The organism is Martelella sp. K41-7 (assembly GCF_055808365.1).
In genome coordinates this window covers 3,453,049-3,476,638 of sequence record NZ_CM147867.1, presented here as the reverse complement: position 1 = coordinate 3,476,638, position 23,590 = coordinate 3,453,049, and the positions used below count along the sequence as shown (strand labels likewise).

The 23,590-nt window shown below is 61.6% G+C and carries 24 protein-coding genes; 15 read left to right on the top strand and 9 right to left on the bottom strand.

Features of this window, described 5'->3' with window-relative positions; all coding sequences use genetic code 11:
- On the bottom strand, nucleotides 1-1,023 hold the full coding sequence (locus AC0L7L_RS16590; protein WP_272213132.1) for an MBL fold metallo-hydrolase: 1,023 nt from the start codon (nucleotides 1,021-1,023) through the stop codon (nucleotides 1-3).
- A 343-nt stretch (nucleotides 1,024-1,366) separates the two neighbouring features.
- Here AC0L7L_RS16590 and ffh point away from each other — a divergent pair, with 343 nt between their 5' ends.
- From ffh to fdhD, 12 genes are all read left to right on the top strand, one after another.
- Nucleotides 1,367-2,926, top strand: a complete 1,560-nt coding sequence (ffh, locus tag AC0L7L_RS16585; protein WP_473510167.1) for a signal recognition particle protein — start codon at nucleotides 1,367-1,369, stop codon at nucleotides 2,924-2,926.
- Nucleotides 2,923-3,243: a chorismate mutase gene (locus tag AC0L7L_RS16580; protein WP_473510165.1), complete on the top strand. Its 321-nt coding sequence runs from the start codon at nucleotides 2,923-2,925 to the stop codon at nucleotides 3,241-3,243. The genes ffh and AC0L7L_RS16580 overlap by 4 nt, the downstream gene beginning before the upstream one ends.
- 43 nt (nucleotides 3,244-3,286) lie before the next feature.
- Nucleotides 3,287-3,670, top strand: coding sequence for a 30S ribosomal protein S16 (gene rpsP / locus AC0L7L_RS16575; RefSeq protein ID WP_473510163.1), 384 nt, complete (start codon nucleotides 3,287-3,289; stop codon nucleotides 3,668-3,670).
- A 141-nt stretch (nucleotides 3,671-3,811) separates the two neighbouring features.
- Nucleotides 3,812-4,378, top strand: a complete 567-nt coding sequence (gene rimM / locus AC0L7L_RS16570) for a ribosome maturation factor RimM (RefSeq protein ID WP_272213130.1) — start codon at nucleotides 3,812-3,814, stop codon at nucleotides 4,376-4,378.
- A 5-nt stretch (nucleotides 4,379-4,383) separates the two neighbouring features.
- Nucleotides 4,384-5,082, top strand: a complete 699-nt coding sequence (gene trmD / locus AC0L7L_RS16565; protein WP_473510161.1) for a tRNA (guanosine(37)-N1)-methyltransferase TrmD — start codon at nucleotides 4,384-4,386, stop codon at nucleotides 5,080-5,082.
- Nucleotides 5,083-5,373: 291 nt separating this feature from the next.
- Nucleotides 5,374-5,622, top strand: coding sequence for a GNAT family N-acetyltransferase (locus AC0L7L_RS16560; RefSeq protein ID WP_272213127.1), 249 nt, complete (start codon nucleotides 5,374-5,376; stop codon nucleotides 5,620-5,622).
- Between the two features lie 171 nt (nucleotides 5,623-5,793).
- Nucleotides 5,794-6,258: a 50S ribosomal protein L19 gene (gene rplS / locus AC0L7L_RS16555; RefSeq protein ID WP_473510159.1), complete on the top strand. Its 465-nt coding sequence runs from the start codon at nucleotides 5,794-5,796 to the stop codon at nucleotides 6,256-6,258.
- 174 nt (nucleotides 6,259-6,432) lie between these two features.
- Nucleotides 6,433-6,624: a hypothetical protein gene (locus AC0L7L_RS16550; RefSeq protein ID WP_272213126.1), complete on the top strand. Its 192-nt coding sequence runs from the start codon at nucleotides 6,433-6,435 to the stop codon at nucleotides 6,622-6,624.
- 274 nt (nucleotides 6,625-6,898) lie between these two features.
- Nucleotides 6,899-8,308 carry a 3-isopropylmalate dehydratase large subunit gene (gene leuC, locus AC0L7L_RS16545; RefSeq protein ID WP_473510156.1) on the top strand — a complete coding sequence of 470 codons (1,410 nt, stop codon included), beginning with the start codon at nucleotides 6,899-6,901 and terminating at the stop codon, nucleotides 8,306-8,308.
- Nucleotides 8,309-8,522: 214 nt separating this feature from the next.
- A complete protein-coding gene (locus AC0L7L_RS16540) occupies nucleotides 8,523-9,575 on the top strand; it encodes a 3-carboxy-cis,cis-muconate cycloisomerase (protein WP_272213125.1) in 1,053 nt (350 codons plus the stop codon).
- A gap of 180 nt (nucleotides 9,576-9,755) precedes the next feature.
- Nucleotides 9,756-11,156, top strand: a complete 1,401-nt coding sequence (gene ehuR, locus AC0L7L_RS16535) for a MocR-like ectoine utilization transcription factor EhuR (RefSeq protein WP_473510154.1) — start codon at nucleotides 9,756-9,758, stop codon at nucleotides 11,154-11,156.
- The gene (fdhD, locus tag AC0L7L_RS16530) at nucleotides 11,149-11,964 is read left to right on the top strand and encodes a formate dehydrogenase accessory sulfurtransferase FdhD (protein WP_272213122.1); all 816 of its coding nucleotides are present in this window, start codon (nucleotides 11,149-11,151) and stop codon (nucleotides 11,962-11,964) included. The genes ehuR and fdhD overlap by 8 nt, the downstream gene beginning before the upstream one ends.
- A gap of 45 nt (nucleotides 11,965-12,009) precedes the next feature.
- On the opposite strand, the gene AC0L7L_RS16525 is transcribed toward fdhD, so the two are convergent.
- Together AC0L7L_RS16525 and AC0L7L_RS16520 are read right to left on the bottom strand one after the other, a co-directional pair.
- Entirely contained in the window at nucleotides 12,010-13,110 is a 1,101-nt protein-coding gene (locus AC0L7L_RS16525; RefSeq protein WP_473510152.1) for a glycerol dehydrogenase, read from the bottom strand.
- Complete coding sequence (locus AC0L7L_RS16520) at nucleotides 13,107-13,301, bottom strand: hypothetical protein (protein WP_272213120.1); 195 nt, start codon at nucleotides 13,299-13,301, stop codon at nucleotides 13,107-13,109. The genes AC0L7L_RS16525 and AC0L7L_RS16520 overlap by 4 nt, the downstream gene beginning before the upstream one ends.
- 122 nt (nucleotides 13,302-13,423) lie before the next feature.
- Here AC0L7L_RS16520 and AC0L7L_RS16515 point away from each other — a divergent pair, with 122 nt between their 5' ends.
- Nucleotides 13,424-13,999 carry a nucleotidyltransferase family protein gene (locus AC0L7L_RS16515; protein ID WP_473510150.1) on the top strand — a complete coding sequence of 192 codons (576 nt, stop codon included), beginning with the start codon at nucleotides 13,424-13,426 and terminating at the stop codon, nucleotides 13,997-13,999.
- A 6-nt stretch (nucleotides 14,000-14,005) separates the two neighbouring features.
- On the opposite strand, the gene AC0L7L_RS16510 is transcribed toward AC0L7L_RS16515, so the two are convergent.
- On the bottom strand, nucleotides 14,006-14,857 hold the full coding sequence (locus AC0L7L_RS16510; protein ID WP_473510148.1) for an IclR family transcriptional regulator: 852 nt from the start codon (nucleotides 14,855-14,857) through the stop codon (nucleotides 14,006-14,008).
- Between the two features lie 75 nt (nucleotides 14,858-14,932).
- Nucleotides 14,933-16,645, bottom strand: coding sequence for a thiamine pyrophosphate-binding protein (locus AC0L7L_RS16505; RefSeq protein WP_272213116.1), 1,713 nt, complete (start codon nucleotides 16,643-16,645; stop codon nucleotides 14,933-14,935).
- Nucleotides 16,646-16,826: 181 nt separating this feature from the next.
- Between AC0L7L_RS16505 and AC0L7L_RS16500 the strand changes: the two genes are divergently transcribed.
- On the top strand, nucleotides 16,827-17,882 hold the full coding sequence (locus AC0L7L_RS16500) for a lysine-2,3-aminomutase-like protein (protein ID WP_272213115.1): 1,056 nt from the start codon (nucleotides 16,827-16,829) through the stop codon (nucleotides 17,880-17,882).
- Here AC0L7L_RS16500 and AC0L7L_RS16495 read toward each other — a convergent pair.
- Together AC0L7L_RS16495 and AC0L7L_RS16490 are read right to left on the bottom strand one after the other, a co-directional pair.
- Nucleotides 17,864-18,766 (bottom strand): N-acetylglucosamine kinase, encoded by a 903-nt coding sequence (locus AC0L7L_RS16495; RefSeq protein WP_473510146.1) that lies wholly within the window; start codon nucleotides 18,764-18,766, stop codon nucleotides 17,864-17,866. The two genes, AC0L7L_RS16500 and AC0L7L_RS16495, sit on opposite strands and share 19 nt — an antisense overlap.
- A gap of 11 nt (nucleotides 18,767-18,777) precedes the next feature.
- Nucleotides 18,778-19,845 carry a lipoate--protein ligase family protein gene (locus AC0L7L_RS16490; RefSeq protein ID WP_272213114.1) on the bottom strand — a complete coding sequence of 356 codons (1,068 nt, stop codon included), beginning with the start codon at nucleotides 19,843-19,845 and terminating at the stop codon, nucleotides 18,778-18,780.
- A gap of 147 nt (nucleotides 19,846-19,992) precedes the next feature.
- On the opposite strand from AC0L7L_RS16490, the gene AC0L7L_RS16485 reads away from it, so the two are divergent.
- Nucleotides 19,993-21,471, top strand: a complete 1,479-nt coding sequence (locus AC0L7L_RS16485; protein ID WP_473510144.1) for a pyruvate kinase — start codon at nucleotides 19,993-19,995, stop codon at nucleotides 21,469-21,471.
- Nucleotides 21,472-21,473: 2 nt separating this feature from the next.
- On the opposite strand, the gene prpB is transcribed toward AC0L7L_RS16485, so the two are convergent.
- Nucleotides 21,474-22,391, bottom strand: coding sequence for a methylisocitrate lyase (gene prpB / locus AC0L7L_RS16480; protein ID WP_272213111.1), 918 nt, complete (start codon nucleotides 22,389-22,391; stop codon nucleotides 21,474-21,476).
- A 13-nt stretch (nucleotides 22,392-22,404) separates the two neighbouring features.
- A complete protein-coding gene (gene prpC / locus AC0L7L_RS16475) occupies nucleotides 22,405-23,547 on the bottom strand; it encodes a bifunctional 2-methylcitrate synthase/citrate synthase (RefSeq protein ID WP_272213110.1) in 1,143 nt (380 codons plus the stop codon).
- Between the last annotated feature and the right edge of the window lie 43 nt (nucleotides 23,548-23,590).

The window sequence follows — 23,590 nt, the reverse complement described above, 5'->3', positions numbered from 1 at the left end:
TCAGCCGACCTCCGGCACGTCGAAGGCCTCACCCGGCTCGAGTGGGCGGAAGCGGTCTTCCCCGATACCGGCATCTGAAAGGGCAGCTTTCAAGAGCTGCACCGGGTCGCTATGGCCTTCGTCGGTCAGTTGGAACGTGCCGAAATGGTGGCCGGCGGCATAGGCGGCGTTGCAGAGCTCGAAGCCTTTGACGGCTTCGACCGGGTCCTGATGCTCATTTTTCATGAAGAAACGCGGCTCATAGGCGCCGATCGGCAGGTTGGCGAGGCGGAAGCTGCCGTATTTCTCGGCCGCCGCGCGGTAGTTGCGCCCCTCGTGAAAGCCGGTGTCGCCAATGTGATAGATGTGTCCTGCCGGAGTTTGCAGCACAAAGGCGGCCCAAAGCGCCATGCGCCGGTCGCTGACACCGCGCGCCGACCAGTGGTGGCAGGGCTCGGCGAACGCCTGGATGCCGCCGGGAAGCGGGGCCTGTCCGCCCCAGTCGAGAACGGTCACATCGGCACCCTCCACCTTCTGGCGGATCACGGTATCATTGCCGAGCGGTGTGATGATCCGCGGCGCGTGATCGGCCTGAAGCCTTTTCAGGCAGTCGTGGCTCAGATGGTCATAATGGTTGTGGGTGATCAGCACCACATCGATCTTCGGCAGGTCCGCAAAGTCGACACCGGGCGGACAGACGCGTTTCGGGCCGAGTGAATCAAAAGGACTGACGCGTTCTGAGAAAACCGGGTCGGTCAGGATGTTGACGCCGGCGACCTGGATCAGCAGGCTGGCATGACCGATCATCGTCACCCGCATTCCGTTTCCCGTCACCCGCGCATCCGGCTTGTGCGGAGCGAAACGGCAGGTGACCTGTTTGGGCCATTGCGTGCGTTTGTGGGCAAACTGCCATTTGATGACCTCGGCAAAGCCGGGCGGGTTCATGCCGTCGGGATTGAAGAACAATGTACCGTCGAAATGGTCGCTTTTCGGGCCGGTATAATAGCGGTTCTTCTTTTGCATGCGCACGCGCGTCGGGATCATGAAATGTCCTTTCGGTTGATCCGGCGCTGGCCGGCCACCTTCTGTTGCTGAAGCGGATCTCAACGGATATATGCGGTGAAGCCGAAAAAGTTCCAGACCTTGAAATGGCGAAAACGCCCGCCACGGCTTGACTCTGCCGCGTATTTGAGGTTTATCGCCGACAAATCTGCTGACAGTGAAGACGTTCAGCCACCGACCGGGGCCCGCAAAGGTATAAAGAGAGCCCGGAGGTCACCATCCGACAGCGCGATGCGCCCTCGGATGGAAATTTGCGTTGCGTCTTGCATTTGTTGGCAGAGCTGCCAACGTTTCGAACGTGTGCGAAACGAAAAGGGAATGGCTAATGTTTGAAAACCTCCAGGACCGCCTTGGTTCCGTCCTCAAGGGACTGACCGGCCGCGGCTCGCTTTCGGAAGCCGATGTTTCGGCTGCGCTGCGCGAAGTCCGCCGCGCGCTGCTGGAAGCCGACGTCGCGCTGGAGGTGGTGCGCGATTTTACAGCCCGCGTGCGTGAAAAGGCCGTTGGTGCTGAAGTTCTGAAATCGATCAAGCCCGGCCAGATGGTCGTCAAGATCGTTCATGACGAATTGGTCGAGATGCTGGGTTCGGAGGGTGTCACCCTCGACCTCAATGCACCGGCTCCGGTCGTCATCATGATGGTCGGCCTGCAGGGTTCGGGTAAAACCACCACCACCGGCAAGATCGCGGCGCGGATGACCAACCGCGACCGCAAGAAAGTGCTGATGGCCTCGCTCGACACCCGCCGCCCGGCGGCGCAGGAGCAGTTGAAGCAGATCGGCGAGCAGACCTCGGTCGACACGCTTCCGGTGATCAAGGGACAGGATCCTGTCGCCATTGCCAAGCGGGCTGTTCAGGCCGCCAAGTTCGGTGGCCATGATGTCGTGATCCTCGATACGGCGGGCCGTACCCATATCGACGAGCCGCTGATGGTCGAGATGGCCGAGATCCGCAAGCAGGCCAATCCGCATGAAATTCTGCTGGTGGCCGACAGCCTTACCGGTCAGGATGCGGTCAATCTCGCCCGCAATTTTGACAGCCGTGTCGGCATTACCGGCCTCGTGCTCACCCGTATGGACGGTGACGGGCGCGGTGGTGCGGCGCTTTCGATGCGCGCCGTCACCGGCAAGCCGATCAAGCTGATCGGTACCGGTGAGAAGATGGATGCGCTCGAGGAGTTTCATCCCAAGCGCATCGCCGACCGTATTCTGGGCATGGGCGACATCGTTTCGCTGGTGGAAAAGGCCTCGGAGACGATCGACGCCGAAAAAGCCCAGGCCATGGCCCAGAAGATGGCCAAGGGCAAGTTCGACCTCGACGACATGGCCGAACAGCTGAAGCAGATGCAGAACATGGGCGGCATGGGTGGCATTATGGGTCTGATGCCGGGCATGGGCGGCATGAAGGACAAGATGGCGGCGGCCGGCATGGACGACAGCGTGTTCAAGCGCCAGCTCGCCATTATCGGCTCGATGACCAAATATGAGCGCACCCACCCGGATGTTTTGAAGAATTCGCGCAAGAAGCGCATTGCCGCAGGGTCCGGTACCTCCTCGGCCGACATCAACAAGCTTTTAAAAATGCATCGCCAGATGTCCGACATGATGAAGGCTATGGGCGGCAAGGGCAAAGGCAAGATGAAGCAGATGATGGGGATGCTCGGCGGCGGCGGTGGCGGGATGCCCCCCGGCATGGGTGGTATGCCCGGTGGAATGGGCGGCATGCCCGACCTTTCCAAGCTCGATGCCAACCAGCTTGCCGAACTTGAGAAGCAGGCCGGCAACCTTGGCGGCCCGGGCGGCATGCCATCGGGTGGACTTCCGGGCCTCGGTGGTCCCAAGCTTCCGGGTCTGGGTGGCGGCTTTGGCAAGGGGAAGAAGAAGTGAGTGATCCCTCGATCAAGGAGCAGCTCGTCCAGTATCGCCAGTCGATCGACAATCTCGATGCTGCACTGGTGCACATTCTGGCCGAACGGTTCCGCTGCACCAAGGCAGTGGGGCACCTGAAAGCCGACCATGACCTGCCGCCAGCCGATCCGGCGCGTGAGGAACAACAGATTTCGCGGTTGAGGGCGCTCGCAAAAAGCGCCGACCTCGATCCCGATTTTGCCGAGACTTTCCTGAACTTCATCATCAAGGAAGTCATTCGGCATCATGAGCAGATCGCCGCACAGCATGGCGGCGCAGAAAAAGCAGAAAAATAGGCCGGTAAGCCGGTCCGAGAAATACCTTTAAGGAGAAAAGAAAATGGCTATCAAGATTCGTCTCGCCCGTGGTGGTTCCAAGAAGCGCCCTTACTACCACATCGTTGCTGCAGACGAGCGCTCCCCGCGCGACGGCCGCTTCGTTGAAAAGCTCGGCCACTGGAACCCGATGCTGCCGAAGGACAACGCCGATCGCGTCGTATTCGATGAAGAGCGCGTGAAGTACTGGCTTTCCACCGGTGCACAGCCGACCGACCGCGTCCTGCGCTTCCTCGCTGAAGCCGGTCTTGCAGAGCGCAAGGTTCGCAGCAACCCGAACAAGGCCAAGCCTGGCAAGAAGGCTGAAGAGCGCGTTGCGGAAAAGAAGCAGAAGGCTGAAGCCGCCGCTGCTGCTGCCGCAGAAGCCTCTGCCGAAGCTTCGGAATAACAAGGACTGCCGCAGGCGGCCCCGCCTTCTTCAGGCGCCGGGCCGCTGTTGGGCATCGGTCAGGGCCGGGCGCATGCGTCCGGCCTTTTCCTTTGTGCCAAAAGGGCCTAGATAGCCATTGATGACAGGGACGAAATGACGATGGCAAAGCTCAAAGATCCGGTATTGATGGCAACTGTCGGTGCGGCGCAGGGCCTGCGCGGCGATGTGCGGGTGCGCTGCTTTACCGCCAACCCGCTGACGGTCGGCGATTACGGCAATCTGCATGCCGCAGACGGGCGGCTGTTCGAAATCCTCGAAGCGCGCCCCGGCAAGAACGGCATGATGGTGATCCGCTTTCGCGGTGTGAATGATCGCAATGCCGCCGAAGCGCTGCGCGGCCTCGAGCTCTTTATCGAACGCGATAACCTGCCCGATGACGAGCTTGAGGACGAGGAGTATTTCTATGCCGATCTCGAAGGCCTCGACGTCTTCGATGGCGCTGGCAACAGCTATGGCGCGATCAGTGCGATCTTTGACTTTGGCGCCGGCGATTTGCTGGAGCTGAAAGGGCCGGGGCGTCGGCCTGTGCTGATCCCGTTCAACGAAAGCGCCGTGCTTGAAATCGATTTCGAGGATCGCCGGGTGGTGATCGATCCGGTGGCCGCCGGGCTGATCGGTGATGGCGACGACGATAAGCCGGACTTTTCCGGTCCCGACGGCCAGTAGCCGCAATGTCTTTCAGGGCGACGGTTCTCACACTTTATCCGGAGATGTTTCCCGGCCATCTCGGCACGTCGCTGGCGGGTCGGGCGGCAGAGCGCGGGCAATGGTCGCTTGATGCGGTCAATATCCGCGATTTTGCCGGGGACCGGCACAGAAGCGTGGACGACACGCCAGCCGGTGGCGGCGCGGGCATGGTGCTGCGCGCCGATATTCTGGGCAAGGCCATCGATGCAGTCTCCGCCGATGATGACCGGCCGCGCCTTTTGATGAGCCCGCGTGGCAAGCCGCTGACGCAGGAACGTGTGCGCGCGCTTGCCGAAGGGCCGGGGGCCGTGATTGTCTGCGGGCGGTTCGAAGGCGTCGACCAGCGTGTCATCGACCGGCGCGGCCTCGAGGAAGTCTCGATCGGCGATTATATCCTCTCCGGCGGGGAACCGGCAGCGCTTGTGTTGCTTGATGCCGTGGTGCGGGTTCTGCCCGGTGTGATGGGCAATGCGCTTTCCGGCACGCATGAGAGCTTCGAGGATGGCCTTCTGGAGCATCCGCATTATACCCGACCGGCCGAATGGGAAGGGGAGACGATCCCCGACGTTCTCACCTCCGGCAATCACGCCGCAATCGCGAAATGGCGGCATCGGCAGGCGCTGCGGCTGACCGCCGCGCGCCGTCCCGACCTTATTGCTGAAAAGGGTGCGCGCGATGACTGAGATGTTGCACCTCGAACCGTTCGGGCCGGAACATTTCGGCATTGTGTCCGGCTGGTTTGACGATGCCAGAGCGACTGCCCTTTGGGGCGGCACACAGCTTGCCTTTCCCTTCAGTTATGATCAGCTGTGCGCAGGGACCGCGGAGATGCTGGGTGCGAAACCCGTATTCGCGGGCTTCATGGTAAAATCAGGGAGTGACCAAGTCGGCCACGGACAGATTGTCTTCGATCATCCGAACGGCATAGCGCGGCTTTGCCGCATCGCCATTGCCCCTGAATTTCGGGGCAGGGGGTGTCGCGGCCGCTGCTGAACCTTCTCGTCTCAAAAGCTTTTGCCGACCGGAATGTGATGCGGGTTGAGCTCAATGTCTATGAGTTCAACACAGCAGCGATCCAGTCCTATCGCGCCTTTGGCTTTACACGGGAGGGCGTGCGCCGTTCGTCCGCTCGTTTCGCCGATGAACGCTGGAATACGGTGATGATGGGCTTACTGCGGGCGGAATGGGTGCATTCCGGCAGCAATGCTGCGCAAAAGGGGTGACATAGGCCAGAAAATCGTCTATAGGCCCGCTCTGACCGGTGTTCCGGTTACCGAAAACAAAAAAACGCGTAACGCTCCCGCCTTGATATGAAGGCAAATCCAGAGGCTTTGACCGAAGGATGATTGTTGAGCGCTCTGGCCGTTAAAGCAAGATATCAAGAGGTTAGACCGATGAACATCATCGAGCAGCTCGAAGCTGAAGAAACTGCGCGCATCACCGAACAGCGCGTACTCCCACCGTTTGAAGCCGGTGACACCATTCGCGTCGACGTCCGCGTGACGGAAGGCACCCGCACCCGTGTGCAGGCCTTTGAAGGCGTTTGCATTGCCCGTTCCGGCGGCGGCATCCACGAGAACTTCACCGTTCGCAAGATTTCCTATGGCGAAGGCGTCGAGCGTGTATTCCCGGTTTATTCGCCCCAGGTCGAAGGCGTTGAAGTGGTCCGTCGTGGTAAGGTTCGCCGTGCGAAGCTTTATTACCTGCGCGACCGTCGCGGCAAGTCGGCCCGTATCGCGGAAAACACATCCGTGCGCTCGCGCCGTCTGAACGACGAGGCCCGCGAAATTGCTGCGGCTGCCCGCGCAGCGGCCAAGGCCGAGAAGGAAGCTGCTGCAGCAGCAGCCAAGAGCGAATAGGCCTTTAATCGCTCCACCTAAAATGTAATGTTTCAGGAAGCCGCCTCCGGGCGGCTTCTCTGCGTTTTGCGGTCTTTGACAAGAAAAAGCCGGAATCGGTTCCCATATGCGTGCTCTTATGAATTGCGAGGCTGCAGCCGTGAGACACTGGCGGCTGTGGCAGACGGAGTGAAAATGTACGCATTACGCGCCATTGTGGCTGGCGCCGGAAACCCGATCATCCTCGGTTCCATTGCCACTCCTGTGCTTGACGATTCTGCGCAGAACCGCAACGTGTTGATTTTCGATGACATGACGCAGCCACGTCAGCGGAACGCCGCCGGACAGGCTCTGGTTCGCCTTCGCGGTTTCTCGATGCGCGGGTGACCCCCATTGAAAGCCAGTTTTGAACCGTTCCCGGAAATGATTGCCCGAAACCGGGAAAGCTGGTAGAGACCGGCCCATGATGATCATTGACACAGAGAGCGCGGTCGTTTCTTTCAGACCCTTCGTTCTGCAGGACAGAAAACGCCTGCCGAGCCGCTTTTTTGCGATGATTTCCGGCGCGCTCAACGCCCGACTTAGCTGACGCTTTTTCATTCAAAGCCGGCTGCGGGTGACCGCGCCTTTTCCTGTTCTTCGATAAATGGGTCACGAAATCATGAGCAAGGCTCGCACAATCTACGACAAAATCTGGGACGATCATCTCGTGGACAGCCAGGATGACGGTACCTGTCTGATCTACATCGACCGTCATCTGGTCCACGAAGTCACCAGCCCGCAGGCCTTTGAGGGCTTGAGGATCGCAGGCCGCACCGTGCATGCACCGCTGAAGACACTGGCCGTGGTCGACCATAACGTTCCGACCACGCCGGACCGCGTCAACGGCATCAAGAACGAGGAAAGCCGCATACAGGTGGCTGCTCTTGCCCAGAATGCCGCAGATTTCGGCGTCGAATATTATTCCGAAAAAGACAAACGCCAGGGCATCGTCCACATCGTTGGCCCCGAACAGGGCTTTACGCTTCCAGGCATGACCATCGTCTGCGGCGACAGCCACACCTCGACGCATGGCGCCTTCGGCGCGCTTGCCCACGGTATCGGTACCTCCGAGGTCGAGCATGTGCTCGCCACCCAAACGCTGATCCAGTCGAAGGCCAGGAACATGCTGGTGCGTGTCGACGGCAAGGCGCCGGAAGGCGTCACCGCTAAGGACATCATCCTGGCGATCATCGGCGAGATCGGCACAGCCGGCGGTACCGGCCACGTCATAGAATTTGCCGGAGAGGCGATCCGTGATCTGTCCATGGAAGGCCGCATGACCGTCTGCAACATGACAATCGAAGGCGGTGCCCGAGCCGGCCTGATCGCGCCGGACGAAAAGACCTTCGCCTATATCAAGGAGCGGCCGCGCGCGCCCAAGGGCGAGGCCTGGGACCAGGCCGTGGAATACTGGAAGTCGCTGACGACCGACGAGGGCGCGGACTATGACCGAGTGGTAACCCTCGATGCCGCCAGCCTGCCGCCGATCGTTTCCTGGGGCTCTTCGCCTGAAGACGTGATCGCGGTCACCGGCGAAGTGCCGAATCCGGACGATATTCCTGACGAGAACAAGCGCACATCCAAATGGCGCGCACTGAAATATATGGGCCTCAACCCCGGCACCAAGATCACTGACATCGAACTCGACCGTGTCTTCATCGGGTCCTGTACCAATGGCCGGATTGAAGATCTGCGCGCCGCAGCTGCCGTCGCCAAGGGTCGCAAGGTTGCCGACCGGGTTAGCGCCATGATCGTGCCGGGCTCGGGTCTCGTAAAGGAACAGGCTGAAGCCGAAGGTCTCGACAAGATCTTCCTCGAAGCGGGCTTCGAATGGCGCGAACCGGGTTGCTCCATGTGCCTGGCGATGAATGACGACCGCCTGAAGCCGGAAGAACGCTGCGCCTCGACCTCGAACCGGAACTTCGAAGGCCGTCAGGGCTATAAGGGCCGGACCCATCTCGTGTCCCCGGCCATGGCCGCCGCAGCCGCGATCGAAGGCCGGTTCGTCGATATTCGCGACTGGAAGTAATCCGCCTTTGAAGGCGCGTTTACGAGGGCGGCCAGTGGCCGCCCTTTCTCGTTCGAAGCCTTGCCGGGAGACGGAAATCAGCCTCCGGCTCTTGCACTCGGCGCATCATTGTCGCAAGGTGAGGCCGTTCGAGGGTATCGGTTTTCCCGGTATCCGTGTCGGCCGGGAGGGCATCCGCCATCCTGCCGCTGTCGGTAGCAAGCGATCATTATCCATGAGCTATTCTGCTTTTGATCATCCTGTTCTTTCAGGCCTGGTTGGCGACGACGAGGTTGCCGCCTTCTTCTCGCTTGATGCGGAAATCAGGGCGATGCTGGCCTTCGAGGCCGCGCTCGCCGAGGCCGAGGCCCGGGCCGGTGTTATTCCGGAAGCGGCGGCTGAACGCATCAGCGAAGTCTGCGCCAGCTTTTCACCCGATATCGCGGCCCTGAAGACAGCGACCGGTCGCGACGGCGTCGTTGTGCCCGATCTCCTGCGTCAGCTCAGGGCCGCGGTCGGGCCGGAGGCCGGCGAATATGTTCACTTCGGCGCAACCAGCCAGGATGTCGTCGATACCTCGCTGATGATGCGGCTTTCGGCGGTTTCCACGCTGCTGATCGACCGCCTCGACCACCTGTTTCAACGCATGGATACACTTGACTCGCGCTTCGGGGAGCGTGCCCTGATGGGCCGCACCCGGATGCAGCCGGCCATGCCGATCACGGTTTCGGACCGTCTGCGCGCCTGGCGCGAGCCGGTGCTTTATCTCCGGCAGTTTCTCCTGCGCCTCGACGGACAGCTGTTTGCCGTCCAGTTCGGCGGTGCGGTCGGCACGCTTCACCGTCTTCCTGAGCACTCCGTGGAGGTTCGGGCGATGCTGGCCGACATTCTCGGCCTGATCGATGCGCCGCAATGGCAAAACCAGCGCAACGTGATCGCCGAGTTCGCCTCGGCGATGTCGCAGATCACCGGCAGCCTCGGCAAGTTCGGGCTGGACATCGCGCTTCTGGCCGAGATGGGCGACGAGATCGAGCTTTCCGGCGGCGGTGAATCCTCCGATATCGAAGGAAAGCGCAATCCGGTGACCGCGGAAGTGCTGGTGTCGCTCTCGCGTTTTAACGCCGCACAGCTCTCGGCCATGCATATGGCGCTGGTGCATGAGCAGGAGCGTTCGGGAGCGGCCTGGACGCTGGAGTGGCTGACATTGCCGCAAATGGTCGCTGCCGCTGCCGCCTCGCTCAAACTGTCCGACTGGCTGTGCACCAAGATCACGCGGCTCGGCACGTGAGCGCCGCGTTCACACAAGCGTAACCAATTGCACTGATTTCCATGTGTTTCGGTTTGCACGGTGGCGCCGCAGGTTTTGATCGAAGGCTTTAGGATTCAATAGGTTGTGGGCGACCTCCGCTTTGGTTCCAAACCCCGGGCAAGCTCTTGTCAATTGATATGATTTGCGACACGATAGGGCATGACCAAATGGCGCCCCAATCCCAGGCTGATCAAGCGACCGGCCTATCTTTCCATTGCAGAGCAGATTGCCGGTGCAATTCGTGACGGCCTTTTGGTCGACGGCATGCGTCTGCCGCCGCAGCGGCAGATGGCCGCCGATCTGAAGATTTCCGTCCAGACCATCAGCCGCGCCTATGAGGAATTGTCCCGCCGGGGACTGGTGGCCGGCGAGGTCGGTCGCGGCTCCTATGTCAAATCGGCGTCGTCGGGACCGGAACGACCATATATGACCGAGGGGGCCTCCGGGGTTGTCGACCTGTCGATCCTGAAGCCGGTTTGTGAAAGCCGCAGTCTTGGCCGCTTTCGCAATGCCTTCGCCGAACTCGGCACCACCATGCCGCCGGATCTTGCCTTTTCGATGATCCCGAATGCGCTGTTCCGGCGTTACCGGATGGCCGGTGTCAACTGGCTTGCCGCCTGTGGGCTGAAGGCGCCGCATCACGGCATCACCGTCACCAACGGTTCCAGCGATGCGATGACGGCGGCCTTCATGAGTGTCGCGCCGCCCGGCTCGGCAATGGCGGCCGAAGACCTGACCCACCCGATGGTGAAACCGCTCTGCGGCTATCTCGGTATCGATCTCGAACCCGTTCCCGCCGATGCCGAAGGTATTTTGCCGTCAGCACTTGAGGCGCTTGCCGCGCGCAAGCGGCTACGGGCGATCTTTCTGCAGCCATCGGCCGCCGGTCCGCGTGGAACGGTGATGAGCGCGCCGCGCAGGCGCGCGGTTGCGGCCATTGCCCGCCGCTATGACCTTGCCGTCATCGAAAATGACGTTCTGGGTCCGTTGGTGGAAAACCGGCCGCCTCCGGTCGCCGCCTTTGCACCGGAACGCACGCTCTATATGACCGATCTTTCCAAGAACACGATCCCGGGGCTTCGCTGCGGATATCTGGTCGCCCCAGACCGCTACGCGGCGACGGTTGCCAATCGCTACCTGGCCGCCAACTGGATTGCGACCCCGGTCATGGCCGAAATTGCCAGCCGCTGGATCGTCGACGGAACAGCGATCGAACTGGTCAACTGGCAGCGTCTTGCGCTGAAACGACGCCGCGCGATCGCCGAAAAGGCGCTGGCCGGCATAGCCTGCACCATGACGCCGGGCGCGCTGCATGCCTGGATCCCGCTGCCCGACGGCACCAATGAGGCTGCCTTTGTCGATCGCGCCCGCCATCGTGGTGTCGCCGTTGCAGCAGGCAGCACATTCCGTTCCGGGCGGGAGGCGTCGGCGCCCGCCATCCGCGTCGGCCTTGCGGCATCGTCTGAAATCGAGCTCTCCGCCTCGCTTGCCGTGATCGCTGCGATGCTGAGGGGCGAGAACAAGATGCGCCGTGAGGCGACAACGGTGGAAAATGGCTGAGGAGCTGCCGTGCGCCGCACTCCCGCAAGGGCCGCTGTTTTCAGTCGGCAGCCGGAACAAGGCCGACGGACCGGATGCCCTCGCCGCCGAAACGGCGGTGGCGATCAGCTATGGCGGCTCGTCCCATGCCGTGCTGATGGCAACGCCCGCGGATCTCGATGATTTCGCTTATGGTTTCAGCCTCACCGAAGGCATCATCGGGCATCCGGACGAGATCACCGCTTTGGAGACAGTTGTTTTCGATACCGGCATCGACTTGCAGATAACACTTGGCGAAGACTGTTCCGCTGTCCTTGCTGCCCGGCGTCGGTCGATGGCGGGGCCGGTCGGTTGCGGGCTTTGCGGACTGGAAAGCATCGATGCAGCCATGCGGCCGGTGCCATCGTTGAACGTCGGTCATTTCAGCATGACTTCCGGTGACATCGATCGGGCGGTATCTTCTCTTGCCGGTCATCAGCCGCTTTTCGGCCGGACCCGCGCTGTGCACGGCGCCGGGTTTTACCGGCCCGATGGCGGCCTTGTGGCGGTGCGCGAGGATGTCGGCCGCCACAACGCGCTGGACAAGCTCATCGGCGCGCTCGCCCTCAGCCGGGAAGAGGTCGCAGGCGGCGCCTTCGTCGTGACCAGCAGGCTTTCGGTTGAAATGGTGCAAAAGGCGGCGATCGCCGGCGCCCCGGTGCTGATCGCGGTCTCGCAGCCAACCGCCCTGGCAGTCGACACAGCGGAAAGAGCCAAGATCACCCTGATTGCCAGCGCACGTGGCGATGGCTTTTCGGTGTTTACCCATGGGGAACGGGTCAGGCGTTGAGAGCCGGGCGCTGGTGCCCGACCCTCTAAAGGCCACAGCCGCTCTTTATGCGGCAAGCCGTTTGGCCTTGCGGTGCCGCCCTTCGGCGTCCGCAGCCCTGATGGCGGCGACGACATCGTCCGGCTTGATCGCGCCGGGCACATTGCCCATCGTGTCGGCCGGGTCGCAGGCAAGCTTGGCCACGGCAAGCAGATCAGCATCGCTGGCATCACCGATGCCGATATCCTCAAGCGTGATTGGCAGCCCGATCGCCTCGCAGAAGCCGAAGACGACATTGACGATTTCGCTTGGGCGTTTGGTCAGCATCAGCAGCGACTGTGTACCGATCGCAACCTTCTCGCCGTGCCAGTAGCCATGCGTGCCTTCAAGCGCGGTCAACCCGTTGTGGATCGCATGTGCGCCGGAAAGGCCGCCGCTTTCAAAGCCAAGGCCGGACAGAAGCGTATTGGCTTCCACGATCCGCTCGAATTCGGGTGTGACGATCTTCTGCTCGGCAGCGGCCTTTGCCGCTGTGCCATCGGCAAGCAGCGTATCGAAACACATGCGGGCAAGGCCATAGGCTGTCATTGAGCCGAGGCGACCGGTCATATTGGCGCTTTCGGTATGGCGGCAATCTTCGGCCTCGAACCAAGTCGAAAGTGCATCGCCCATGCCGGCGACCAGAAGCCGGACCGGCGCACCGACGATCAGCCCGGTGTCAACCAGCACGACATCGGGATTTTTCGGGAGCACCAGATAGCGTTTGAACGCCCCTTCGGCGGTATAGATCACCGAGAGCGCTGAGCAGGGCGCATCGGTGGAGGCAAGCGTCGGGGCGATGACCACAGGCAGGCCGACCGCGTGTGCCACGGCCTTGGCGGTGTCGAGCGTCTTGCCGCCGCCAATGCCGACGATCACCTCGGCGCCTTCCGCCGATACACGACTGGCGATGCGGGCGATCTCCTCGTCCGAGCATTCGCCGTTGAACGCTTCCACGGTAATCTTCGTCTTGTCATCGCCGCTGACGGCATCGCGCACCAGCGCCATCACGCTCTTATCGACAATCGCGAGGGCCGACTTGCCGAGGCGGGCAATTTCTGAACTCAGTTGGCCTATCGCTTCGGCGCCCTGAACATAGCGTCCGGGGAAAATGGTTGTTGTGATCATTGTGAGCCTCCAATCTTTGCTGCAGATAGTCTGCGGGCAGGATGATCGGACGCGCCGATGGCGCTGCCGGTCACATATTCAGGAAAAGCCCGGAATGTGGCATTTTCAAGAGGGTTCTTTGGTAAATTATCCTTTTGTTTCAATTGCTTTTTCCAAGTTGCGGGATGTTGCGCTGATTTGATATCTTTCAAGTTGCAATCGATGGAGTGCTTGAGAAAATCGCAATCCTTCGGCTTCGGTGCTTGCAATCGTCAGGTTTTCAGACAAACTTTTGCTGACAAGGCTTCGGCGTATCCGGGCCATGAGGATATCAATGGACGACCAATGCGCACGGCTTGCAGCCGCTTTGGAGGCAAGCCCGCTGATTTCACCCATTCTGGAGAACTTCGACCGCATCGCCCTGCCGGATTGCTGGCTGGTGGCGGGGGCCCTGGCGCAAACGGTGTGGAATCAGCGCTTCGGCTACGAGGCGAGCCACGGTATTGCCGATATCGATCTCGTCTATTTCGATCCCGGCGACCTTTCCGAACGGGGAGAGATGCGGCAAGCCGCGCGGGTGCGTGCGATGTTCGAGGGCGTTCCCGCCTGGATCGACGTCAAGAACCAGGCGCGTGTGCACCTTTGGTATGGCGAGCGCTTCGGCTACGGCATTGAGCCCTATGACAGCGTTTCGGAGGCGATCACAACATTTCCGACAACCGCAACCTCCGTCGGGGTGAGGCCGGTTGCCGGCGTCTGGCAGTATGACGCACCCTTCGGCTTCTCAGACCTGATGAGGGCCATCGTGCGGGCGAACAAGACTCAGGCCTCGCGTGAGGTCTACGAGAACAAGACCGAGCGCTGGCTGGCGCTCTGGCCGGAATTGTCGGTCATTGGCTGGGATGACTAAGGTTTTCTAGAAATTGCTGCCGGAGAGTGCGGAAATCTCTTGGGCCGCGCGCATCAGCATCGGCAGATGCGTGGCTTTCAGCTTTTCTTCCGGCAGGTTGCGGGCATTGCCGCCGACGCTCAGCGTATAGATGTCGCCGGTCATCGGCGCGTGGAGAACCACGCCGATGGCATTATGACCTTCAGCCCATGCGCCGAAGGATTCCGAATAGCCGGTCTGGGCCATGCGCTCGAGCGCGGCATCAAGCGCTGGCTTTTTTTCGCGTTCCCATGAAGCACCGTGGACGCCCTTCAAAAGGGTGAACGCGGCTTCACGCTCGTCTTCGGGCAGTGCGAACAGGTGGGCCCGGCCCGGTGCGCTTTCGGCAAGTGGAATGCGGGAGCCGACATTGAGGTTGAGTGCGACCGCCGTCGGCCGGCGTACCAGTTCCACGAACATCATCTCCGCGCCGTCACGCACGGAAAGTGCGACCACGCAATCGCCGTTTGCCGCGAGCTGGTCCATGTGCGAACGAACAAGTTCACCGAAGCCGAACCGGCCGATTGCGGCATAGCCAAGCGTCAGCACCTCGTTGGAAACGGCATATTTGCCGTATTCGGGCATGTAGCGCAGATAGCCGAGTTTGGTCAGCGTGCCGAGCAGGCGTGAAACGGTGGTCTTGTGCAGGCCTGTGCGCTCGGCAAGCGCCTGGGTTCCAAGCACCTTGTCCTCGGCGCGGAAGGCGCGCAGAATGGAAAGTCCCCGCGCCAGTGAACTGACGAAGGGGCGTTCTTCGTTGAGGGCGGCGGTGCCGATATCCTGCCGCGGGCGACCTCGCCGTTTGACCGGCTGGCCGCGATTGTCATGTTCCTCGCTCATTGTGCCTGTTTATCCCATCGGATGCCCGTTTGTCATTTGGTTTCAGGCGGCTTGGACGAGATAGGACAAACTATCCTATTTCAGCGCAACATTGTCCGGCAGGTCGTCATAGTCGGAGCAGTCGCGATGGCTTGCCGCCGGATCGACCTTGATGTCGAGCACCACCGGGCCACCGCGGGCGTGGGCGGCGCGCAGCGCATCGCCGATCTGGTCGGCCTCGGTTACCGTTATTCCAGAGCCGCCAAGCCCTTCGGCCACCTTGGCAAAGTCGTGGTCACCGAAATTGACGCCGATTGCCTTGTTGCCGAGGTTGTCGCGGACCATGCCAAGACCGGCATTGTTGGCAACCACATAGACCACGTCAAGGTTCTGCTCTGCGGCTGTCGCGATCGCGTCCATGGTCATCACGAAGCCGCCATCGCCGATTACGCCGGTCACGCGTTTTTCCGGGCAGGTGATCTTGGCGCCGGTGGCGGCCGGCGTCGACCAGCCCATGCCGCCGATGCCGCCGGGCGCGACAAGCTGATGCGGCGAGCGCAACGGCAGCGATGACGTTGCCCAGATCCGGTTGCTGCCGGCATCCAGCGTCAGCAGGTCGTCCGGGGTCAGGAAACCATCGAGGCTACGCATGATATCGGCGTAATGCACGGTGCCCGGCCGGGTCTTGTAATGCGGCAGTTCGCCGTAGCGGTTTTCGGCCTTGAGTGCGGTGATGAAGCTCTTGCGGCTCTCCGCGCGCGCGCGATCCACGCCGGTCTGGTCGAGAAGGAAACCGACAACATCGGCAACATCGGCGGTCACGGCCATATCCACCGGCAGCACCCAGCCCGCCTGTAGCGGATCGATATCGACCTGGATGATCTTCTGTTCGCCCGGCCGCATCATTTTCTCGTCGCGGAAGCGGGTATATTCCGGCCCGAGGCTGCAACCGAGAACCAGGATCAGGTCGGCGGCCTGCACCATCCGGTTTGCGGATTTGGCGGCCCAGTTGCCCATCATGCCGACGGCGACCGGCGTGGTTTCATCGATCGTGCCCTTGCCGTGATAGCTGGAGGCGACGGCGATCCCCTCGCGGTTGGCAAACCGGCTCAGCCTGTCGCCGCAGCGGCTCATATAGATGCCGTTTCCGGCAATGATCACCGGGCGTTCGGCAGTCTTCAGCGCCTCGGCGATGGCCGCCAGCGCGTCGCCGTCCGGCTTCATCGGGGTCGAGCGCAGATAGCCCTCTGTCGGGTAGAGTTTCGCGCGCGGATGGTCGGGAACATCTTCCTTGATGATATTGGTACGCATCACCACGGCGGCCGGGCCCTGACGCGGGGTTACGGCGTGTTTGACGGCAAGCTGGGTGCCGTAGATCGCCTCCTGCGGGGTGGTCGCATAGGTGGCGTATTTGGTCATCGTCTTCATCACGGCAAAGGCATCGCCCGCGCCGTAATCGCCGGTCATGGTCTGGTAGACCCCGTGCTGGGCAAAGCCGTCATAGCAGGACGTATCGGTCAGAACGACCATTGGCGAGGAGGAGAAATAGGCCTCCAGAATGCCGAACGCGCCGGTGGACGAGGCAAACGGGCCCTGGGCCATCAACAGACCGGGCCTGCCGGTGAGCTTGCCCGCCACCTGTGCCATCACCGAGGCCGACTGCTCTGAGCGTGCCAACACCAGTTCGAATTCGTCCTTGCGGTCGAAAAAGGCTGGCAGCGACCAGGTGATGCCGAGGCCCGGCAGGGTGAAGCCGCGGGTGATACCGGCCTCGATAAAGGTTTTGATGACGCCTTCATTGGTTTTCATGACATTCCTCCCATTGTGAGATGCAATCTAGATCATCTATTTAATTCTGCCAAGCGCAATTATGTACTGTTATGTGACTTTATTGATGAGGCTGACTGCCCTTTGATTCACCCGGCGGATAGCGTAGAAGGCGGGACTGAAACCGGCCACGGGCCGGAGCACGGCGGCAGAGCGGGCGGATATGGCGAACAATGGTGCAAAAGCGGTGGTGAATGCGCGCGGGCTGGTTGACCGCGCATTGGTGCGCCCGCAAGACCATGCCGAACTAAAGGCGGTTGAAGAAAACTTCCGCATCCGCATTCCCGCCCATGTGCTGGCTGCCCTTGAGGGCGCCGGCGCAGATGATCCGCTGCGCACGCAATATGTGCCGGATGCCCGCGAACTCGATCATCACGCCGGTGAAAGTGAAGACCCGATTGGCGATCAGGTGTTCGAGCGCGAAAAGGGCATCACCCATCGCTATCCCGACCGGTTGCTGCTGAAGCCCACCCATAGCTGTCAGGTCTATTGCCGCTTCTGTTTCCGCCGGGAAACGGTCGGCAAGCCGGAGGCCGCCCTTGACGGTGCTGAGCTTCAGATCGCGCTCGATTATATTCGCGCCCATGAGGAGATCTTCGAGGTGATTCTGTCGGGCGGCGATCCGCTGGTGCTGTCGGACCGTCGTCTGGGTGCGCTGATGGAAGCGCTTGGCGAAATCCGCCATGTTGGCGTCATCCGCTTCCACACCCGTGCGCCGCTGGTCTCACCGGAACGGATCACCGACGCTCTGATCGCAGCGCTGAAGCGAGCGCGAAAAACCGTGAATATCGTCATCCATGTCAACCATGCCCGCGAGCTGACGGATGCGGTCAAGGCAGGTCTGGCGCGACTGGCCGACAATGGCATCCCGCTATTTTCGCAGACGGTGCTGCTGAAGGATGTCAACGATGATGCAGAGACGCTTGCCACCCTGTTCCGCGCGCTGTTGCTCAACCGGGTCAAGCCCTACTACCTGCATCATCTCGATCATGCCAAGGGCGTCAGTCATTTTGCCGTGCCGATCGTGCGCGGACAGGCGATCATGCGGGCCTTGCGCGGCCGGGTCTCAGGCCTTTGCCTGCCGACCTATGTGCTGGATATTCCCGGCGGCCACGGCAAGGTGCCGATCGGGCCGGCCTATCTGGAGCACGTTGAGGCTTGTGACTATCAGGTCGAGGACTATCAGGGGCAAAGCCACCGCTATTGCGACTGGCGCTGAAACTCCCGGCAGGCCAGCAACGCAGCCCCCTCGGCGACATCGATATCCGGAAAGGTCGCCGGGCCGGAAAGCTCTGTCGCGATGGTCTCGCCGATCAGCGGTGAAAGCTTCAGCACACCGCCGGTAAAGGCCACGGGGCGCTCGCCCGCGCGCGCAATCAGGATATTGCCAAGCCGGGCAAGCTGGCCTCCCGCCTGCCTGAGCAAATTCTGCGAAAACCGGTCGCCGGCTTCGCCCGCCTTCGCCACCGCCACGGAAAGCGTGCCGATCCGCCCCCGGTCGCTGCCATAGATGATGCGCTTCACGTCTGCCCAGTCATCGCTTCCAATCGCCTCAAAAAGGGCTGAGGCCAGACCCGTCATGTCGCCAGCGGTTCCATCCTCGTCCAGCCTGCGATAAAGCGCGCGGATGGCGGCAAGGGCGATCCACCCGCCAGAGCCCGCATCATCGATCATCAATCCGCGTCCGCCGATGCGCAGTCGCGTGCCGTCAGTTCGAAAATGGATGGCGATAGCCCCGGTACCGGCTGACACCAGATGACCTTCGCCCGGTGCAAACAGGGTGCGGAAGGTCAGTTCGATATCGTCGAAAAGCGTCAGGCGCTCCTGCGCTATCCCGGTCTTTGCGGTAATGATCGCTGCGACCTCACCGAAGGCCTCCGGGCCGTAACCCGAAAGCCCGAGTGTCGCGGCATGGACCGGGCCTGGCAGGCTTGCGGCAATCCGGACAAAGGCCGTCTCAAGCCGTATCCTGTCTTCCTGACCCGCCAGAAGCGCGCTTGCGCCGGGCGCCGATCCGCGCCGCACAGGCGTTCCCGCCTGATCGACAACGGCAAAGCGCGAAGCCGTGCCGCCGATATCGCATCCCAGGAAAAAGCCGCCCATATCTTTGTGCCTTACGGGATCGAGGCCAGCCATTCGGGTGTTGCGAATTTCTCTGTCGCAAGCGCCTCGGCCGCCTTGTACTCATCCGGCGTTACCGTGCCTTCGCGGCCGCCGTTCAGATCCACAAAGGTTGCCTTCATCCGGTCGATGACGTTGCGACGGACAAGGCCCGTCTGACTGCGCACGGGATCGACGCGCTTTGCCGCACTTTTCGTGCCCTTGTCGGAGAGTTTTTCACGGCCGATCCGCAGCACCTGCATCATTTTTTCCGCGTCCATGTCATAGGCCATGGTCACGTGATGCAGCACGGTGCCGCCGCCATAACGCTTTTGTGCCGCGCCGCCGATCTTGCCCTTGGAGCTCGAAATGTCGTTGAGCGGCTTGTAGAAAGCATCGACACCCATGTCGTTCAGCGCCTTCAGCACCCAGTTGTCGAGGAAGGCGTAGCTGTCGGCAAAGCTCATGCCGTCGACCAGTTCTCCCGGTGCATAAAGCGAATAGGTGATCGCGGTGCCGGGCTCGACGAACATCGCGCCGCCGCCGGTAACCCTGCGCACGATCTCGACGCCGAGCCGTTCGGTTGCCTCCAGATCGACCTCGTTTCTCAGCGACTGGAAAGCGCCGATGATGATGGCCGGCCGTTCCCACTCCCAGAAACGCAGCGTCGGCGCTCGCCGGCCTTCGGCAACCGCGCGCGCCAGAACATCGTCGATGGCCAGATGCATCGCCGGCGTCTCGCCGCCGGTATCGATGATTTCCCACTCGAAATCGCGCCAGGTCTTGGCAACGCCGAGTGCACGGCGCACGGCGATTGCCACGGATTCGAGGCTGAAGCCGATCAGTGCGGCATCCGGGCGCAACTTCGCCTTCAGTGCTGCGACCATTGTCTCCGCCGAGCTTGCCGTCGGCAGGCCTTCCAGAGCTTTGCAAAGGTCGGCAAGCGCTTCGGGCGGCTCCAGGAAGAAGTCGCCGGCGATTTGCACATCGGCCAGTTTGTCGTCGCGCACTTCGATATCGGCCACCACCAGCTTGCCGCCGGGTACCTTGTATTCGCCATGCATCTTTGAGGGCTCCTGCATGATATTGTCAGATCCGGAACACCGGTTGCCTCATCCATAGACCCGCTGCCTTGCGACGCGCAAGCCAGCCACTTCGATGATTGCTGTCATGGAAAGGTCGTGAAAATCGGTCTATCTGAGGTTTGCGGACAGTAACGGGAGAACGTCATGACTGGCTTCGATCAATTTACCGACATGGACGATGTCTGGGGCCTGACGGAGCGGGTGGAGAGCCTTCGCGCGTTGGTCACAAGCGAGGCGCGTGCCATTTTGCAGAGCTTTGGGCCGGAGGCGGCGTCGCTGCCGGGCATCGTCAATCTCGCCCATTACCTTGCCCTTCGTCATCATGATGTCCGTCCGCTTCAGCGCGCGCTGATGCGCCACGGTCTGTCCTCGCTCGGGCGGCTGGAAAGCCGCGTTCTGCCCACGCTTGATGCCGTGCTCGTCGCCCTTGCAGCGCGGGCGGGTCGCGAAAATGTGGTGCCTTTGCCCTCGGCGGATGATTTCTTTGCCGGCGAGCGACGGCTTGAGCAGGCGACCGATCTGATGTTCGGCCCGCCACCGGCCCATCGCCGCAGCCGCATCATGGTGACGCTCGCCAGTGAAGCGGCAGACGATCCCGCTTTTGTTGCCGATCTTGTCCGTCGCGGCATGGATATCGCCCGCATCAATTGCGCCCATGACGGGCCGGAGGCCTGGCGTGCAATGACAAAGCATGTGCGAGCGGCAGGTGATGCGGCAGGACGGCGGATTGCCGTGCTGATGGATATCGCCGGCCCCAAGATCCGTACCGAAAAGGTCGCTCTCGCCGAAAGCAAGCTGAAGGCCAATGTCGGCGACCGCATCCGCCTGATCGCAACGGGCGAACCGGCCCTGTTCGATGATATTCGTTTCTGTGTCAGTGTCTCGCTGCCGGAAATGGTGACGCGGCTCAAGGTCGGCGACCGGGTGCTTTATGATGACGGCAAGCTGCAGACTGTGGTGACTGAGGTTTCCGATGGCATGGCGGTGATCCGGGTTGAGCGCGCCAGGGCCAAGGGGACAAGGCTGAAGCCGGAAAAGGGGCTGAACCTGCCCGATACGGCGCTCGGGCTTTCGCCGCTGACGGCCAAGGATACCGGCGATATCTCAACCGTGATCGAATGCGCCGACATGGTCGGCTATTCGTTCGTCTCGCGCCCCGACGACCTCGACCTGCTGGATCAGGAACTGGGCGCGGGTGGCAATCCGGGCCTCGGTGTCGTCGCCAAGATCGAGCGCCCGGAAGCGGTCAAGAATCTGCCCGCGCTGATTGCCCGCGCGGTCGGGCGCCGGGATTTCGCCGTGATGATCGCCCGTGGTGACCTTGCTGCCGAGATCGGCTTCGAGCGGCTCGCTGAAATGCAGGAGGAAATCCTCTGGATCTGCGAGGCGGCGGGCGTACCGGTGATCTGGGCGACCCAGGTTCTTGAAAATCTGGTCAAGACCGGCGTGCCCTCTCGCGGCGAAATGACCGATGCGGCGATGGGTGCGCGCGCCGAATGCGTGATGCTGAACAAGGGCGAGGCAGTCGGCGAGGGCGTTTCCACCCTCGACACCCTGCTGGCCCGCATGGACGAGCACATGTTCAAGAAGACGCCAGAGCTCAGGGCACTGAAGAGCTGGTAGAGCTAACACTTGTCCATCGTTGGCAGCACCGTCGAGACGATTGAGGCATCAAGCGCTTCGTAGGCCGCAAGGTCTATGGTTTCGTAAAGCTCCGCGCGCGTCTGCATATCGTCCAGCATCGCCTTGGTGGAGCCGGTTTGCTTCAGCGTTGAAAACAATCTCTCCTGCGCCTTGTTGGCAACCCTGAGCGAGGAAACCGGGAAGATCACCATGCGGTAACCCATCGCCTCGAACTCGGAGGCTGTCATATAGGGCGTGCGGCCGAATTCGGTCATGTTGGCGAGAAGCGGCACGCCCTCCATGCGGGCGGCGAACTCTCGAAACATCTCGACAGTGTTCAGCGCCTCGGGGAAGATTGCGTCGGCACCGGCTTCGATGAACAGCTTTGCCCGGGCCACCGCGCCGTCAATACCCTCGCTCGCCGCCGCATCGGTGCGGGCGATGATGTAGAGATTTTTGCGGGCCTTGGCGGCGGCTGCAATCTTGGCGGCCATGTCGTGCGCGTCCGCCAGTTTCTTGTCATTGAGATGGCCACATTTCTTCGGCAGCAGCTGGTCCTCGATGTGCACGCCCGCAGCGCCCGCATCCTCGAAGGTGCGGACCATATGCATCACATTCAGCGCCTCGCCATAGCCGGTATCGCCGTCGACCAGAAGCGGCAGGCCGCTGGCGCGGGCGATCTGGCGGATGAAGAAGGCGACCTCGTCGACCGTGATCATCCCAAGGTCCGGAAGCCCCATGGAGGCGGTCATCGCAGCGCCCGAGAGATAAAGCGCGTCAAAGCCTTCCTTCTTCGCCTGAAGGGCAGCCATGCCGTTGTGAACGCCGGGCATGGTGACGATACCGCCTGCCTCCACCTGGCGGCGGAGACGAAGGCCAGCGGGCTCTTCGGGAAGATCGGCTGAAATCAGATAGGGCATGGCAATAATCCTGTCAGGTTCGATCAAGCATCGGCACGAAAGGCCGGTTTTCGGGGCCGGTGTAATTGGCGGCGGGGCGGATGATCTTGCCGTCCTCGCGTTGCTCGATGATATGTGCCGCCCAGCCCGCCATGCGGGCAATCACGAACAGCGGCGTAAACATCGCCGTCGGTACGCCCATCATGTGGTATGAAACGGCTGAAAACCAGTCGAGATTGGGAAACATTTTGCGCGCGTCCGCCATGGTCGTCTCGATCTGTTCGGCGATATTGAACATCTTCATCGAACCGGCTTCTTCGGACAGTTCGTGCGCGACCTGCTTAATCACCTTGTTGCGCGGATCGGAGACCGTGTAGACCGGATGGCCGAAGCCGATGATCACCTGTTTTTGCGCGACCCGCTCACGGATGTCGGCATCGGCCTCTCCCGGCGTGTCGTAGCGCTTCTGGATTTCGAAGGCGAACTCGTTGGCACCACCATGTTTTGGCCCGCGCAAGGCCCCGATCGCGCCGCAGACGGCGGAATAGAAATCCGTTCCCGTGCCGGTGATCGAGCGGGCGGTAAAGGTCGAGGCATTGAACTCATGTTCGGCATAGAGAATGAGCGAGGTGTGCATCGCCTGGACATGGCTTTCGCCCGGTGCTTTGCCGTGTAGCAGGTGCAGGAAGTGCCCGCCGATGGATGCGTCATCGGTCTCGACATCGATCCGCCGGCCGTTATGGGAAAAATGATACCAGTAGAGCAGCATCGAGCCGAGCGAGGCCATCAGCCGGTCGGCGATGTCGCGTGCGCCGGGTTTGTTGTGGTCGTCCGTTTCCGGCAGAACGCAACCCAGAACGGATGCGCCGGTGCGCATCACATCCATCGGGTGGGTGGCCGCCGGCAACAGTTCCAGCGCACCGCGCACGGCGGCGGGCAGGCCACGCAGGGCAGAAAGCTTGGCCTTGTAGGCGGCAAGCGTCGCCGCACCCGGCAGCGTGCCATAGATCAGCAGATGGGCGATTTCCTCGAATTCGCAGGTCTCTGCGATATCGAGAATGTCATAGCCGCGATAATGCAGGTCATTGCCGCTCTGGCCGACGGAACAAAGTGCTGTATTACCGGCGACGACGCCGGAAAGCGCCACCGATTTCTTCGGTTTTCTTGCTTCAGTCATGATCTCTCCTCCAGGTCGCGCATCCGCCCCTCCTCAAGGCCGG